This window comes from Ktedonospora formicarum, assembly GCF_016587355.1.
Classification (GTDB): domain Bacteria; phylum Chloroflexota; class Ktedonobacteria; order Ktedonobacterales; family Ktedonobacteraceae; genus Ktedonobacter; species Ktedonobacter formicarum.
Map to the genome: position 1 here is coordinate 3,678,162 of NZ_BNJF01000001.1, position 14,379 is coordinate 3,692,540.

The window sequence follows — 14,379 nt, forward strand, 5'->3', positions numbered from 1 at the left end:
TTCTTGCAAACTCGAAAGATACGTAACGGTGTAGTGTTTTCTCTTGTGTTCGCCTTTATTGTCTTGCTGGTTATCGCGTTCTATGCGGATTTTTTCAGCATGTTAAAGGCTTTTTCACATTTCCGTTGGATGTATCTGCCCTTGATATTGGGTCTGACCCTTGTGAACTACGCTGGACGTTTTGTCAAGTGGAGTTATTATCTTAAGCGTCTGCGTATTTCGCTACGACCATCCTTGAGCTTGCTCATTTTTCTTGCGGGCCTTTCTATGGCTATTACACCGGGAAAAGTTGGCGAATTGCTCAAGTCCTATTTGCTTAAGCGTTACACGCAGACCCCCATCAGTAGAACTTCGCCTATTATTGTGGCGGAGCGCCTCTCTGATGGCCTGGCTATGCTTGTTCTGGCCTCATCTGGCCTGATGCTCTATCGGTTTGGGCTTGAATTGCTCTTACCACTTCTATTTGTGGGTCTGATTGGCATTCTGGTCATTCAGAATCGTCGGCTGTCGCTACAGATCTTGCGGTGGTGCGAACGCCTTCCCTTGCTCGGTCGTTTCACGGAGCCAATACGTCTCTTCTATGAGAGTGCTTATGTACTCTTGCAGTGGCGCCCTTTGCTGCTAGCAACCATCATTGGTATAATCTCATGGTCGGGTGAATGCCTGGCATTGTACTTCGTCTTTCGTGGACTGGGGATCGACGCAAGTATTGACCTGGTGCTCAAATCAACCTTTATTCTCGCGACCTCTTCGCTGGTCGGATCCGCTTCTGGCTTACCTGGCGGTCTTGGTTCCGCCGATGGAAGTGTTCTTGGGTTGACCCATTTGCTGGTAACGCCTTCAACTGCTGTGGGTGGTGCCGCTACACTTCTCATTCGTTTTTGTACCCTCTGGTTCGGTCTATTGATTGGTGTTGGTGCGCTAATCATACTCCGAATCTCATCTGGTTTCAGAGCGTCTCTCGAAGAGACCCCTGCTGTTGAGCTTACTCAGCCATCACCTATCACGCATCAATCTGCCGCCGATTTATCGTCCATATCGGCGGCTTCAGGAGAGTAAATGTATTATGAAAACGCTTATCATCATTCCTACCTATAACGAGTACGATAATTTGCGTCCGTTACTGGATGCTATTTACTCCTACGTTCCGCAGACGCATATTTTGGTCGTTGATGATAATTCGCCTGATGGTACTGGTCAACTTGCTGATCAGATCAGCGCTGAGGATCCACGTCTGCATGTGCTGCATCGCGCGGGTAAGTTGGGTCTGGGTACCGCTTATATTGCAGGCTTTAAGTACGCGATTGAGCATGAGTATGACGCGGCATTTGAGATGGATGCAGACTTCTCCCATGACCCTAAGTATCTTCCTAATTTCCTCAAGGAGATTGAAGACGCGGACCTTGTGATCGGGTCGCGATATATTCCTGGTGGTAGTACTCCAAATTGGTCTCTTAGTCGTCGCCTCATCAGCGGCTGTGGTAATGTCTTTGCTCGCTTTATGCTTGGCATTCCTGTTCAGGATTGTACCGCCGGGTATCGCTGTTATCGCCGGCGTGTGCTGGAAACCATTAACCTTGATACCATTGAGTCGCAAGGTTATGCATTTCAGGTAGAGCTTGCCTATCGCGTTATGAAGCATGGCTTCAAAATTGTGGAGACACCTATTACCTTTATGGATCGCCGGGTTGGCCAATCCAAAATGTCGAAGAAGATCGTCTTCGAAGCATTTTCCTTTGTTACACGTACACGCTTTGGTAAGCAGCAACACACACCTGTGGTACAGCAAGCAATTCAAGAGAGCCAGAGCAAGGACGAGCCTTCTCCCATAACTCAGAAATAGCTTATGGCTGCTCTTGATTTCTCTACTTATAGCTTCTAGTCATAAGGGGAGGATTGTAATCGTCGATTACAATCCTCCCCTTATGATTCCCAGGTATTCGCTTGCATCGCCAGTTGGTAATTGATGGGTGATTTGGGCTTCTGCAGGAGAGCGATGCGAGAAAGCACTTTAGTGCCTACCTTTGCGTTTTTTCTTTTTGCCTCGGTGGTGTTGCGCCCCAGTCTCTTCGTAATCCCATTTGGCCTTGTCGGCGGGATTTAGTCCATATATCCGACGTGTCTCAATGCGATGTTGCGCGCGTGCCTCTACATCTCTGGGAGCGGATTTTAGCTGTGTCGCCAGGTTGGCTGTTGAACGTGGATTCCCCCCTCTTTCCACTACCGCATCGCGAATTTCTCCATCATCGCTGTACATGTCTACTTCATAGCCCATGTTTCTGGCCTGGAGCGCTAATCTAATGATGACTTGATCTGCTTTTTCGCCATAACGCGAATAGATAATGCGAATGTGCTCTTCATGGCTTGTCTGTTCCTTTGCCCCATCTCCATCGAAGACAACGCTGACTGAGAATTCGCTCAATCGATAACGGTTCTTCAACTGTTGGATCAGGATACGGCGCGCATTCGCCAGACTATGTACCCCTAATGATTGAAACATTGGATTGTTCTTGATAACGTTATATCCATCTACGAAGATCTGGCGTGTCATGGCATTGGAAATTCCCTTCTCATCTGAAAGCTAAAGCCGTCGCAGCCAGTCCCATAGCATGAAGAAGTATCCGCGTACATCAATATGTAATGTCTGCAACAGGTAATTATTCACCTCTGTTGAGAGATTAGCCGCCACAACAGCACTTACCAGAAATAGCATGAGCGAAATCAAGAGCCCAAGGCCAACAACTGATTTCTTGCTAGCTCGCTTTATTGGACCAGGAACGGTTATGAGCTCATCAAGTGCGGTATTCCCATGTACGGTATTCGTTGAAATGTTTTTATGTGCTTTTCGATCACGGGCAATTGCCACTGACGAATTGATAGGAGGCTGCATAGCTCTCTTTTGCAATTGTGCCACATCGCGTTGTGAAATGCTCCTGGAAGTACTATCCAAAGAGATATGGGTTATCTCCTGATCTTGTTGAACCTGGTGATAACGGCCAAACTTGACACAGATCAGCAGTCCATCGCCTGTTCCCGTTGTAGCTCTCATGCGATGTCTGGTATCTACCATAGGTAGTTGTGTTGCTTGGGTGCAGGAGGTGCAGAGTGCGTATGCTTCATTCCAGCAATCGGGGCAGGATGGACGGCGACAACGAAAACAGAAATGACTCATGCTTAATAATAAACTTTCGCACAAGATGTGTGTGTGGCTTCCAATCGAAAGCAATTCATTAGCGGCCTCATAACCTGCTGCACATATGCAGCAGGTTGCCGTTACTCTGTTGCTCTTCGCTTCATTCCTAGCATACTGGCTCATAACACTCTCCTGCTTGAGTGCATCTGATGGTGTTCGGCTCTGCCAAGTCGTTGTAGTACACTGGTGGGTACATAGCTTGCTCTATTATATCTTTTTCTGGCTTGCTCCAAAAGGCGTATATTAATCTCATACAAATGAATCTATCCGAAAGATCGCAGTAATGAGCTTCTCGGCGCTGTAAGAAGATGCGTTTTTGACCAATGAGCTCTTCATTTTCCAGGCAAGGGTACGTTTAGATGAACACATGGCTTGCCAGGGGAATTGGTGAAGGTCGCTTGCTTTTTAGAAACTTTGGAAAACTCGTCAAAAAACGCTTGACAAGGTAGGGAGAGTCTGCTATTATTATCCACGTCGAGAGCGAACGCGAGACAAGCGCGAGCGGTCAAGACACACAACAAAAGAGGAGCCGTGGTGTAGTGGCCTAACATGCCTGCCTGTCACGCAGGAGATCGCGGGTTCGAATCCCGTCGGTTCCGTCGGTTCCGCGATCAGACCCGTAATGGCAATGCTATTGCGGGTCTGTTTCTGTTCTTCCCGTCTAGAATCTGCCACGGTCGAGTGCCCTCCTCTCCAGAGGAATCTGCCCCAGGCTACCTTGGTTCAGGAGAGATAACCTGATCTTCGTCATCATCCTTGAAGCGCTGAACTCTTCTTTCTGCTCCGAAACTCCTTCAAAACGGGTCAATTCCACGATCTCATCATTTTGAATTTACCCTTCCTCATGTTAGTGGATTGGAACTTTGCCAATAGTTTTTGACCAGGGAATCGCGAATAGGCACACTCTTCTCGTATTTACAAAGATGGACAATACCCAGGTCAAATTGCAAGCACACAATATGGGCATTGATACATTTATGACGAAAACTTTTGACTTGAATGAGCTCATGGGGCAGATTCGACGATTATTAAGGCCACTTCATAGTAATTGGGGCACTATTTGCGCTTATATTTCACTAAAAGAGGTTGGTTGGTTGAAATCTCTACATTCACATCAGGTCATTCATTTGTCACTGTCTCGGCCCTGACTTTTACTTTGCTCTGTTGTGGGAAATAACTCTTTGACAACTATATGAGGTAATTTGTATAATAGATGAGTAATATGATTGTCTGACTCTTCCCGCATAAAAAAGGAGCGAATCGCCCTGAACGAGCAAACATACACCATCACTTTTGATGATACTGATCAAGTCTCGCCTGCTGACGCCAATCGCTTTGCCGAGGAATTGAGACAGATGTTGCTTGATGCTTCACCCGATGTCGAAGTACAACGCAAACGCGATGATCCTCTGACACAGGACTTCGGGGGAACACTCATGCTGCTTGTGGGAACTCCTGCAGCTGCTGCAATTGTCACTGCCATTGGCAATTGGCTGGCACTGCGCAATAAAGCTTCCATCACGGTCAAGGGTGCCAATGGAGAGATCGTGGCGCAAAACATTACAAGCAAAAAAGCAGGTGAGCTAGCAGAATGGCTGCTCAAGAAACACTAAAAATTTTCGGAAACAGGATAACTCGTCTGTATGGAAGCACAGAAGCCCTCGCCACAAACAACCCTAGTGATTTTATTGGGTGCCAGTGCGTGGCCGTTTTACTCTGAGTTCCGAAGTTCGGAGGCGTTTGCCAATGCAGCGCGGAGGCTCAAGGCGTATTTTCTCAATCCCAGGCCCTTTGGACTCCCTGCTGAGAATCTACTTGATCTCTTCGATTCAGACAAAAGCGCTGATGAGTTGGACGCGGCGATTGGACAATTTCTCGAGCAACGTTTGACAACCATGAAAGCCGCTGGGAATGCGGGGAGAGATCTTTTGCTCTACTTTATCGGCCATGGTGGCTTTGTCGGACGCGATTCAGACTTTTTTCTGGCTATTCGCCGGACTCGCATGGAGAATCGGCGAGCATCGAGCATGCAGGTGCTGTCGTTGGCTGATACGCTGGCCGAGCGAGCACGTTATCTCCGCCGCATGATTATCCTGGATTGTTGTTTTGCTGCTGCTGCATTTCGTGACTTTCAAGCCGGTGGACCAGACCAGGTAGCTCAGCAAAAAACCATCGAGGCGTTTGAGGTAAGACGGAAAACACGCGGTTTCCCCAGCAAAGGCACAACGCTGCTCTGTTCATCTAACCATACGTCGCCCTCTCGGCTTCTCCCCGATGACAGTTGGCCGATGTTCAGCAAGGCCTTTCTGGATACGCTGGTTGAGGGAACGGCAATACAGCGGGAATATTTGTCGTTGCGCGATGTGAAGGAGAACGCAGCAGATCTGTTGCATGAGATACGGGATGCTCCCCTGCCCGTTGTCCATTCCCCAGACCAGAGCGAAGGTGATGTGGCGGATATTCCCTTCTTCCCCAATCCCCAGTTTGAGAAGTACCAGCCCCGTAGTAAAGCCACTGAGGAACAGGCGAGCAAAGCTCAGGATAAAGATGCCCTTGAATCTGATGAGACGCTCATTCGTCGGGGAGAAGCTCAGCCTGTTCGCAATGCTTCTGAATTGGAAATGCCACATTCAGGCGAAGAAAAGCAGCATGTTGTGGATGAGCAAGTTCCCAAAGTGGAAGAGGCTCTAGCAAAACCTGTTGATCAGCCAGAAAATCAACGATCTCTTTTGGCACGTCAGTTCTTACGGTCATCAAACACATCTACTGCTCCCCTCACATTCTCTTGGCTTAGCCAGAACCAGTCGACTCTCAATGATCCATCTGGACCGACTCCGCAGCCAGTCCATACCCAGCTTAACGTCAAAACACGCGACGAGGTCCTTTATGAAGCTTTGGGTACCTCGGATGAGCCATATCTCCCCTGGTTTACTGCTTTCGGCTTGCTTGCCGGGCTGGGGATTGGTGCAGATACTATCATCAGGTCAAGTGTCCCTTACTCCTGGTTATGGTCTATGGGAACGGTACTTTTTGCTACGCTCCTTATCTATCTAACTGCCTATCGCAAGGTGGTACATATCTCTATTATGATCATCATAGCGCTGATCAGTGCTGCTGGAACTTCTGGCCTGGCTGCCTATACCTCCTCCTTCACACAGCCTTCAGAGCCCAGTAATTTCTTCTTGTTTGGCTTGAGCCAGCGAGTGTGGCTCGACCGACAGTTATACATTGGCTTAATCGTTGGGGGAGGCATAGGTCTCTTTGCCTCAGTCGTGGGGACTCTCAGTGAGGAGCTAGACGATGCATGGGAATTAATGTGGGGATCTAATCTGTATGGATTTATTATCTGGTTCGGTCTTGCCATCTTAGCCTTCCTGGTCAATTGGGTATCTCATGTCGAGTGGGGATTTGGTTTTGGCTACGGGTGGGATATTAGCTTGATGGCTGTCGAGGCTGGTATCCTTACTTCCTTGGGAATAACTTACTGGCTCACATTATGGATAAAAGGAGCAAAGGTAAAGGTTATCCAATAACCTGGGTTTATTGATGCTGCTAACCTTTACCCTCTCCCATCATTCTCTGCACATGCGCGAGATAGCGCTCTTTCATTAGATGCAGCACTTCATTTCCTGGTGTATACCAGATCGCGTGATGAAAAATCTCAATCTCAATGGGATCAGCATCGCCCCTCTTCAACGGCCAAACGCTGTTTCTGGGCGAACAGGCCAGTCCCCCTCCAGATGCGACGAGAAAACCAAAAAGCTGACGACGCAAGCAGAGCACCGCACGTGATTTACTCGATAGCCTCCTTTGTCATAGTGGTGAAATAGTAGAATGACTCATCCTCTTTCCCTTTGGTGAGCGGCAAGAACCGTACGCCTGACCTAAGATGGTCAGACGCCATACCCTTTTGCAACTTTGCGCCGTGGCTCGTGATTCTCCGCGACGCGTCGTATAGTCTGCCATTCAACTTGTGGAATTTTCCATTAGGGATGATGTGGTTCTGGGCGTCGTTGCTATAAAGAAATGCCTATTGGATTCTCAAGGGCCTGTTCAAATGGGGTACCAGATTGAGCATAATCAGAACTGGGCTTCGGGGGAGAGATCAGAATATCATTGCGACCAGCAAACAACTTCTCAATGGGAATCAATGCCAAGTGCTACCGGTGGTTCAATGCCTCTCTTCCCTTTGTTCCCATTTCTCCGTCTGTTGGAGCCCTAACGCGAGAACAGGTAAGACGCTGGGTCGCGGGATGAGTCCAACGATGACTTGCCGCTCCAGGTTGTAAACCAGTCCTCCCACCATGAGCAGCCCCCCAACGATATCGTGCCACTCCTCTGGTGCTGCCTCACTCCAAGAGGCGCCCATATCCGCGAGCGCTTCCCCGCTGAAAGAGAGGTCTGTCTGATTGCCTCTCGGTCTTGCTCTGGGATGGGCTGAGTGTGCCCAAGGAAGACCTCCTCCAAACTCAAAGCATTTCTCCGCCGGGTGGGAGCACGCACCCCAGAAGCTTTGCAGGAGGCGATTGAGCAAGCCCTTCTCACAATCACTGCGCGGGATGTCCTGGGATGGTTTACGCATTGTGTGTATTGCCCAGATCTGTGTTGAGACGCTTCGTTGTTTTCTCCGGGGAGAGTGGTGAGGAGGTTCTCTCAACAACAGGGGACAAAAGCATTGTTGCCGGGAGAGAAAGCCACGTATAATCAAGGATTCAGGCCACAAGATGCATTTGCATATTAAGAATGGGATAGAGGGTCCTGCTTTCTGCACAAGGGAAGGAAGCCAGCCTCACTAGAAAAGGTGCAAGGGATACGAAGATTCGAGACGCTGGGAGTGTAGATGGCAAGAGGATGGGAAACCGTGCAGGCAACTATTGACGGTAGAGTTGCTGTATTTGAGCAGGTGCAGCGATTTTCTCGGCACTCGCAGAGAAGACGCCATCGCACCGATGGCAGTAGCAGAATTGCTCCCATTGGCGCACCAGATATTGCCAGCGCTCCCTCTCCTGCCGTTGTAGCTCATGGCGGCGCTTGTTCGCTTGACGGAAAAACACGTTGTGAGTCAGGAACGCGAGGAGCAGAGGGGGGCCGATGAGGATGCCGCCAAAGATGAAAGGGAGCAGGAGGCAAGCAACAAGAGGTGAGAAGGCGACGAATGCATCGAGGGCGTGAGGAAAAAACCTCTCAAGAAAAGATATAAGGCCAAAAGAAAAGACGAAGGCGAAGAGAGGGCAGAGCCAAAAAATGATTTTCTCACCAATAGGAAGAGGAATCCTTTTGCACTGAGGAGGCGAGAGCAAGGCCCCGAGTCTCGTCTGGTGGGTGACTGGAACGGTAGTCGTCTGGGGGACAGAGTTGTAGGTAGGATTTCCCGCGGAATCATAGGTGACAGTAACAGAGGTGGTGACCTGGGTTTCCATCCTCGTGACGGAACTATTGCGATGAATAGCCGTGACTTTCTGAACCTGGTCATTGCGCTTACAGGCAGGGCAGTTGCCAGGGGGGAGGATCATTCTTTTTTCCTTTCATCAGAAGAGGAGCGTCTCCATCGTTTTCTCGCTCCATCGCGACAACGCAACGTTCCCATTCAATATAAAAGTATATTTATCTCTTTTTCTATGAAAAACTTCACACTTGTCGACGTCTCGCTGTTCTTCTGTATCTTTTCTAGTGAGACAGGCTTTCTTCCCTTGTGCAGAAGGCAGGACCTTCCATCCCATTCTTGATATGCAAATGCGGCTTGTGGCCTGAATCCCTGATTATAGATTGAGAAGGCAGATGAAGCGTGGCAAATGGTGATGGATGATGTCATCACCGTAACTATTGTCACAATGATTGGTGATTCCTCTCCGAAGGCCCTATCACAGGGGTCGTGTTACGCAACAGAAAGGATAGGTTGAGCGCCACAAGCCAGACCAGGATAGTTGTAACGACCCAGAATTGTAGACCAACCTGCGCTAACTGAAGAATGCGGGGAAGTACATCAGTAGCCGCGTGTAGCATAACTGCTGTCCACAGGCTGCCCGTAGTTCTATTGAAGAGATGGGTGTAAATGAGTGAAAGGCCAACAGTAAGCACAAGAAAGAGTGGGTAAGGCATCGTCGCTACCTCTGGATTGATGTAGAGAGGAAGGTGCCAGAGCCCCCAGGTGAGACCAAGCACCAGGCCTACTGTTACTGGCCCAGGCAGCACTGACTGCAACAAGGGGAGGGCAAACCCACGCCAACCGATCTCCTCACCCGAGTTGATAACCATGAGGTAGACATACGCCACCAGGATAAAGAGCGGCGAATTCGCAAAAAACAGGTTCGAGAAGGAGCCGTGGGTGCTCAATAGAGTGACGACGAGTGCAATCATGTAGATGATAGGCATCAGCAACAATGCCAAAAGATACCAGCCAATGGAAAAACGCCAGATCGTATAGCGTTTGAAAAGCGCGACAACGCCTGCCTTTCCTCGTACCCACCATAACACAATGACTGCCGACATGGCTGGTGCAAAGAGTCCCAGGATTGAGAGGGGCTGGGGAGCCATGGGATTCAACGTAGCTGGTAGCCAGGCTAGCCAGGCAATCACGAAACTAAGCACGAAGAAGATGATCAACTGGACGTGTACAGGGATTTTGGCTTTGGGAGAGACAGCCTTCTCTGATATTTCAGAATGTACCATAAAAAAAACCTTTCATACTGCAATATTTATTTGCTGTGGCGAATGGGCGAATATCCAGGCCTGAGCAACCCGTTCACGACAAATTTGATAACGAAGATAAGCGGCGTAGCGAGAGATATCAGCGCGAAGTATACCGAGAGAATTTTTTGCCGTCCCCATGCGGGCTGCGTGAATGATTGCTCTTTAGATGGGAGAACCCCTTCAGAAACGTGAGACATTACGTATTCCTTCCCTCATGTTTGTCGAGTGCTGCGTGTCGTTTTATTTCTATCCATAAATATAGATTGCTTCTGTCGTGCCATTATCACTAAATTGTCGTGATTCTGTCACAAAGTGTAAATGCCACAAATCTCATGATAGAATATGCACAATTGTGCTAGTAATGAGCGAGCTCATTACGGACATTGAAGGTGTATAGCGAGCGCAATAGCATTGGCTCCATGCCGTCCTCTCCTGTTTTCCTGATCGAGCAGCGTGTTTTTGCTCCTACTTATCTTCCCAGATGAAATGCTTGCGATCCATGTTCTTGTCGAACTGAGGCTGCTTCCGAAGCGGGATGAAACTCAATTTGGCTTTCGAGGTCCTGGCGCATAAATAGATGTGCTTGTTCTCTTCTGAGCAGCATTGATCACACGTCGAACCGTCTCATGCGAAACCCCATAATCACTAGCAACCGTGTGCAGTGGTTCTTGGTTCTCAACAACACGATGTATCACGTTCGACCATTCGGAACCAGGGATTTTCCATGATGGCGCGTCCGGTGCTGGGTGTTGGTGCGATACAGGAATGTCTACTAGAGTATCAAAGGTTTATTCAAATGGGGAGATGGATTGGGCATAATCAGCACTCGATTTCGGGGGAGAGATCAGAATATCATTGCGACCAGCAAACAACCTCCCAATGGGAATCAAAGCCAGGTGCGACCGGTGGTTCGTCGCCCGTCGGTTCCGTCGGTTCCGCGATCAGACCCGCAATGGCGATGCTATTGCGGGTCTGTTTCTGCTCTTCCCATCTAGAATCTGCCACGATCAAGTGCCCTCCTCTCCAGAGGAACCTGCTCCAGGCTACCATGGTTCAGGAGAGATAACCTGATCTTCGTCATCATCCTTGAAGCGCTAAGCTCTTCTTCCTGCTCTGATGCTCCTTCAAAACGAGTCAATTCCATGTGGTAATCTTATGAGAGAGCAGGAGAGAAAAGTGCATGACAAAGAAACAATCACCATGGATGTTCGGTACATTTCGTTCAAAGCCAACCCGAGGTGGAGTACCAGAAGCCGTCAAAGCGGAAGTTAACACAAAGGCGAATGATCTCATCGAGACGGTTTTGAAGCCACAGCATATCCAGCTGCCACCCGATACTCCACAGTTCAATTATATCGCTGATCTGTATGGAAAGTGGCATCAGCGCTATTTCTATCTCTGTGCAACCTATCGCGTTCCAGATCCAGATGCCCGGGTAGCGAGTTTTGAGGTAAAATGCGCGCGTATGGAGTACTCGCGCGACAATCGCTTTCACCTCTCGTTTCCACGCCATACTGGGCAATGGGTAGAGTTGTATATGGACCTGCCATTAGATGAGTGCCTGGTATCTATCAGGGACGAGCCATTCTTTTTCCCGTAGTCGCGTAGCAACAGGCGAACCATGACAACGCCAGTAACATGATGGCATCTCATTCATCGCCTTCGATGTTTCTTTTTCTTCGTTCGCTGCAGCAGCAATGGCCGTTGGTGCAGGAGTTGTGCCTGTTGCTGATGCTGTTCAGACAATAGGTGAGCGGCATACTCAGCGCGCGTGCTACTCGTATTGGGAAGTCCTTGTCGTTGACAATAGGCTTCTAGTTCGTCCACATCAACAGTCACATCGATCGGATACATGCCAAGCTCCGCCATCTTTTGCTTGGTGTCCTGCAAAACCTGGTACCACTCCTGCCAGGTTGTCTCCAAATCACTGGCATCTTCTGCCGTAGCTAAGAGTCTGGCGTATTGTTCTGGTACGTAAACAGCGATGGCTATTGCCAGAGAAGGAGCGCTCAAATCTTTCCTCATGGAGTTCGCTTCCTGTCTATCAGTCAGAAACTCAAGCGGTTTCACTGACTCCTCTTTCCCCTCTCGCTTCAAGGCCATTACAGCATATCACACAACATTGGGATCAGGCATTGGCTATCATGCATTTGGTTTTTGCCTCATTAGAACACATCTTCCACATCTCGTCTGCTATGTTATAATAAGGGTATTCCCCCAGACAACCTGTGAGAAGCAACCTGGAGAAAGGGCAATGCTTTGCTACATGAGCGTACAATGTGTATTCTGCTATGCGCAGAGAGGACGAAGTACCACGCAACAATCAAATGGGAAGCGTTTTTCTGCTTGTTTTGAGTGAAAGATAGGGAAGATCTCATGTCAGAACGGATTAAGAAAGAAGACGTTGCTCGCCGATTGGCTACACGTATGGACACGGATGAAGCGACAGCGACAGCCTGGGTTGATGGCGTCATAGAAACATTGTATGAGGCTTTCAAAGCAGGAGAAAGTGTCACGTTGCCAGGTTTTGGCGGCTTTTTTGTCCGTCCTGAGCCAAAAAGCTGGGTGTTCAAGTTCAATCCAGGCCAGCGCCTGCGTGCGCTGTTTGGTTGGTCATCAACCTATACTGGCAAAAGCTAAACGCTCAGAACAGTGAAAAATTCCAGAGGATACTCTCTGTATCAGGACTGCAATATACAGGTGAAAGGCGACTAAACAATGACCAGGGCAAGTTGGGTCGAACTCTGTGTGAGCAACTTCGAGCAATCCATCACGTGGTTTGAGAACGTCCTGGGTTTTCATGTTACCGCCCGAGATGCCAATGAGTATGCGGAATTGTCACGTGATGAGACTTATATTCAACTGGGGGCAGACGATACCCCATACTGGGAGACCGAGCGTTCACATCTTCTTTCATCAGGGCAGCGAGGCAGCGGCGTTGAGATTGTCCTTCTGGTAGAGAACATCGATGCCATTTATCATCAGGCACAACAGGCTGGTGCTGACATAGTGCGTCCACTTGCCGAGTATCCCTGGCACATGCGGCAATTTTGGGTGCGTCATCCTGATGGCTATCTCATTCGTCCGGCGCAAAAAATCCTCTCAATCCATCCGACGATCTATCGTCGTCAAGTGGCTGACGCTTTTCAGCGCGATATTCCACGTATTACGCAGGGATTGCAAGCAGTAAAAGAGGTCGCCGGGAAATTGGCACAACAACAGGACTATCTTGGCGCGGCCACCATCTATGAAACACTGGTGACAGAAATCTTTGAGCAGTCTCACCTCTACTACGAAGAAGAAGTTGAATACGATGGCTACTATGAAGAAGAAGGGTACTATCCCGAAGAGGAAGGATTGGAGGCGTTTGTCACAGCATGTATTGAGGCGCTGGGCACCATTTTGGCGAACGAACGGACCGATCGAGTGGCGCGTGAGAAGAGCATCGAGGTGTTGTTTGAGATCTACCAGCATGACTTGCATGCAGATGATGGGCACGGCTTTGATTCCAGCGCCGCTGATCAACTTGTCAGCTATACCACGCCACTGGAACGCCACACACTCGCAATGCGGATTCGCAAGATTCTGGGCGGAGAAGAAGAAGCACTCACTGGTTCACGGCGTCAAACCTATGGAAAGCTCTGGCTGGATCTAGAAAAAGAGACGCTCGACGATGAAGCCTACCTGCGCATCTGTCGCGAAACCGGGCGTACTGCTGACCTGATAGATCGGCTTTTGACACTTGGGCGCATTGGCGAGGCCACCAGGGAGATGCGGCAGGTTGATGATCTTGTATTTCTCAGATTGGCCGATCTGTTCATCCAGCATGGGCAAGGCGCTGAAGCTGAGCGCCTGGTGAAAAACCGTGTTCAAGAGAAACTGGCTCTCCACCTCCTGGAATGGCTGCAAAAATATTATCGGGACAGGGGGAATCTTGGTGCCGAACTGGAGATGGCCGAAATGGTGTTCCATGTGCAGCCACTTCTCAATCGCTATCGGGAGACACGCACTCTCGCCAGGAAACTCAATCGCTGGGAGACGCTTCAACCGCAGCTCCTCGCTTTTTTGGAGCAAGGCAAGAATACCACGCTCCTGATCCAGATTGCCTTAGACGAAGGGGACATCGATCACGCCTTGCAATTGCTGAAAGGGATGGCCAAGAAGGATAGCTACGGTTATGTCTATGAATCTTACGGCTATGGATATTATGGATTCGGCAACATTGCTCTCCAGGTTGCCGGATCTGCCGAAGAGACACGACCGCGTGAGGCCATTGAATTGTATCGGCAGCATGCAGAACGACTGATCGCTCAGCGTGGTCGTCAGAATTATCAGGCAGCTAGCCAGTATCTTGCGAAGATGCGTATGTTGTATGAAAGACTTGGTAATCATGAGGCATGGACAAGTTACATGACAGCGTTGCGCGAGCAAAACCGTAACCTGCGCGCGTTGAAAGAAGAATTGACGAATGCTGGCTTGTAAATCGATTTTTCCAT

14 protein-coding genes and 1 tRNA gene are annotated in these 14,379 nt (G+C 49.2%); 8 read left to right on the forward strand and 7 right to left on the reverse strand.

Going from position 1 to position 14,379, the window contains the following annotated elements; genetic code table 11:
* The first annotated feature begins 3 nt into the window (after nt 1–3).
* Both K3T82_RS15735 and K3T82_RS15740 read left to right on the forward strand, forming a co-directional pair.
* Nucleotides 4–1,059, forward strand: a complete 1,056-nt coding sequence (locus tag K3T82_RS15735; RefSeq protein WP_220194388.1) for a lysylphosphatidylglycerol synthase transmembrane domain-containing protein — start codon at nt 4–6, stop codon at nt 1,057–1,059.
* Nucleotides 1,060–1,066: 7 nt separating this feature from the next.
* Nucleotides 1,067–1,843: a polyprenol monophosphomannose synthase gene (locus tag K3T82_RS15740; protein WP_220194389.1), complete on the forward strand. Its 777-nt coding sequence runs from the start codon at nt 1,067–1,069 to the stop codon at nt 1,841–1,843.
* Nucleotides 1,844–2,011: 168 nt separating this feature from the next.
* On the opposite strand, the gene K3T82_RS15745 is transcribed toward K3T82_RS15740, so the two are convergent.
* Nucleotides 2,012–2,551 carry an NYN domain-containing protein gene (locus K3T82_RS15745; RefSeq protein ID WP_220194390.1) on the reverse strand — a complete coding sequence of 180 codons (540 nt, stop codon included), beginning with the start codon at nt 2,549–2,551 and terminating at the stop codon, nt 2,012–2,014.
* 30 nt (nt 2,552–2,581) lie between these two features.
* Nucleotides 2,582–3,070: a hypothetical protein gene (locus K3T82_RS15750; RefSeq protein ID WP_220194391.1), complete on the reverse strand. Its 489-nt coding sequence runs from the start codon at nt 3,068–3,070 to the stop codon at nt 2,582–2,584.
* Nucleotides 3,071–3,718: 648 nt separating this feature from the next.
* Here K3T82_RS15750 and K3T82_RS15755 point away from each other — a divergent pair.
* The 3 genes from K3T82_RS15755 (at nt 3,719) to K3T82_RS15765 (ending at nt 6,726) form a co-directional block, all read left to right on the forward strand.
* Nucleotides 3,719–3,792: transfer RNA gene (locus tag K3T82_RS15755), tRNA-Asp, on the forward strand.
* Nucleotides 3,793–4,419: 627 nt separating this feature from the next.
* On the forward strand, nt 4,420–4,806 hold the full coding sequence (locus K3T82_RS15760; RefSeq protein ID WP_220194392.1) for a hypothetical protein: 387 nt from the start codon (nt 4,420–4,422) through the stop codon (nt 4,804–4,806).
* 30 nt (nt 4,807–4,836) lie between these two features.
* Complete coding sequence (locus tag K3T82_RS15765; protein WP_220194393.1) at nt 4,837–6,726, forward strand: hypothetical protein; 1,890 nt, start codon at nt 4,837–4,839, stop codon at nt 6,724–6,726.
* 638 nt (nt 6,727–7,364) lie between these two features.
* Here K3T82_RS15765 and K3T82_RS15770 read toward each other — a convergent pair.
* The 4 genes from K3T82_RS15770 to K3T82_RS15785 all read right to left on the reverse strand — a co-directional run bounded on the left by K3T82_RS15770 (nt 7,365) and on the right by K3T82_RS15785 (nt 10,888).
* The gene (locus K3T82_RS15770) at nt 7,365–7,775 is read right to left on the reverse strand and encodes a hypothetical protein (protein ID WP_236031170.1); all 411 of its coding nucleotides are present in this window, start codon (nt 7,773–7,775) and stop codon (nt 7,365–7,367) included.
* A gap of 289 nt (nt 7,776–8,064) precedes the next feature.
* Complete coding sequence (locus K3T82_RS15775; protein ID WP_220194394.1) at nt 8,065–8,706, reverse strand: hypothetical protein; 642 nt, start codon at nt 8,704–8,706, stop codon at nt 8,065–8,067.
* 313 nt (nt 8,707–9,019) lie between these two features.
* Nucleotides 9,020–9,862, reverse strand: a complete 843-nt coding sequence (locus K3T82_RS15780; protein ID WP_220194395.1) for a type II CAAX endopeptidase family protein — start codon at nt 9,860–9,862, stop codon at nt 9,020–9,022.
* 873 nt (nt 9,863–10,735) lie between these two features.
* Nucleotides 10,736–10,888 (reverse strand): hypothetical protein, encoded by a 153-nt coding sequence (locus K3T82_RS15785; protein WP_220194396.1) that lies wholly within the window; start codon nt 10,886–10,888, stop codon nt 10,736–10,738.
* A 175-nt stretch (nt 10,889–11,063) separates the two neighbouring features.
* On the opposite strand from K3T82_RS15785, the gene K3T82_RS15790 reads away from it, so the two are divergent.
* The gene (locus tag K3T82_RS15790; protein ID WP_220194397.1) at nt 11,064–11,483 is read left to right on the forward strand and encodes a DUF3024 domain-containing protein; all 420 of its coding nucleotides are present in this window, start codon (nt 11,064–11,066) and stop codon (nt 11,481–11,483) included.
* 53 nt (nt 11,484–11,536) lie between these two features.
* Here K3T82_RS15790 and K3T82_RS15795 read toward each other — a convergent pair whose 3' ends face one another.
* Nucleotides 11,537–11,953, reverse strand: a complete 417-nt coding sequence (locus K3T82_RS15795; protein ID WP_220194398.1) for a hypothetical protein — start codon at nt 11,951–11,953, stop codon at nt 11,537–11,539.
* Between the two features lie 306 nt (nt 11,954–12,259).
* On the opposite strand from K3T82_RS15795, the gene K3T82_RS15800 reads away from it, so the two are divergent.
* Both K3T82_RS15800 and K3T82_RS15805 read left to right on the forward strand, forming a co-directional pair.
* A complete protein-coding gene (locus tag K3T82_RS15800) occupies nt 12,260–12,523 on the forward strand; it encodes an HU family DNA-binding protein (protein WP_220194399.1) in 264 nt (87 codons plus the stop codon).
* Nucleotides 12,524–12,601: 78 nt separating this feature from the next.
* A complete protein-coding gene (locus K3T82_RS15805) occupies nt 12,602–14,365 on the forward strand; it encodes a VOC family protein (RefSeq protein ID WP_220194400.1) in 1,764 nt (587 codons plus the stop codon).
* Nucleotides 14,366–14,379: the final 14 nt, after the last annotated feature.

Excerpts from the sequence above, each read along its gene's own strand:
- K3T82_RS15740 (WP_220194389.1), top strand. The coding sequence starts at position 1,067 with ATGAAAACGCTTATCATCATTCCTACCTATAACGAGTACGATAATTTG.
- K3T82_RS15745 (WP_220194390.1), bottom strand. The coding sequence starts at position 2,551 with ATGACACGCCAGATCTTCGTAGATGGATATAACGTTATCAAGAACAAT.
- K3T82_RS15750 (WP_220194391.1), bottom strand. The coding sequence starts at position 3,070 with ATGGTAGATACCAGACATCGCATGAGAGCTACAACGGGAACAGGCGAT.
- K3T82_RS15765 (WP_220194393.1), top strand. The coding sequence starts at position 4,837 with ATGGAAGCACAGAAGCCCTCGCCACAAACAACCCTAGTGATTTTATTG.
- K3T82_RS15770 (WP_236031170.1), bottom strand. The coding sequence starts at position 7,775 with ATGCGTAAACCATCCCAGGACATCCCGCGCAGTGATTGTGAGAAGGGC.
- K3T82_RS15775 (WP_220194394.1), bottom strand. The coding sequence starts at position 8,706 with ATGATCCTCCCCCCTGGCAACTGCCCTGCCTGTAAGCGCAATGACCAG.
- K3T82_RS15780 (WP_220194395.1), bottom strand. The coding sequence starts at position 9,862 with ATGGTACATTCTGAAATATCAGAGAAGGCTGTCTCTCCCAAAGCCAAA.
- K3T82_RS15790 (WP_220194397.1), top strand. The coding sequence starts at position 11,064 with ATGACAAAGAAACAATCACCATGGATGTTCGGTACATTTCGTTCAAAG.
- K3T82_RS15800 (WP_220194399.1), top strand. The coding sequence starts at position 12,260 with ATGTCAGAACGGATTAAGAAAGAAGACGTTGCTCGCCGATTGGCTACA.
- K3T82_RS15805 (WP_220194400.1), top strand. The coding sequence starts at position 12,602 with ATGACCAGGGCAAGTTGGGTCGAACTCTGTGTGAGCAACTTCGAGCAA.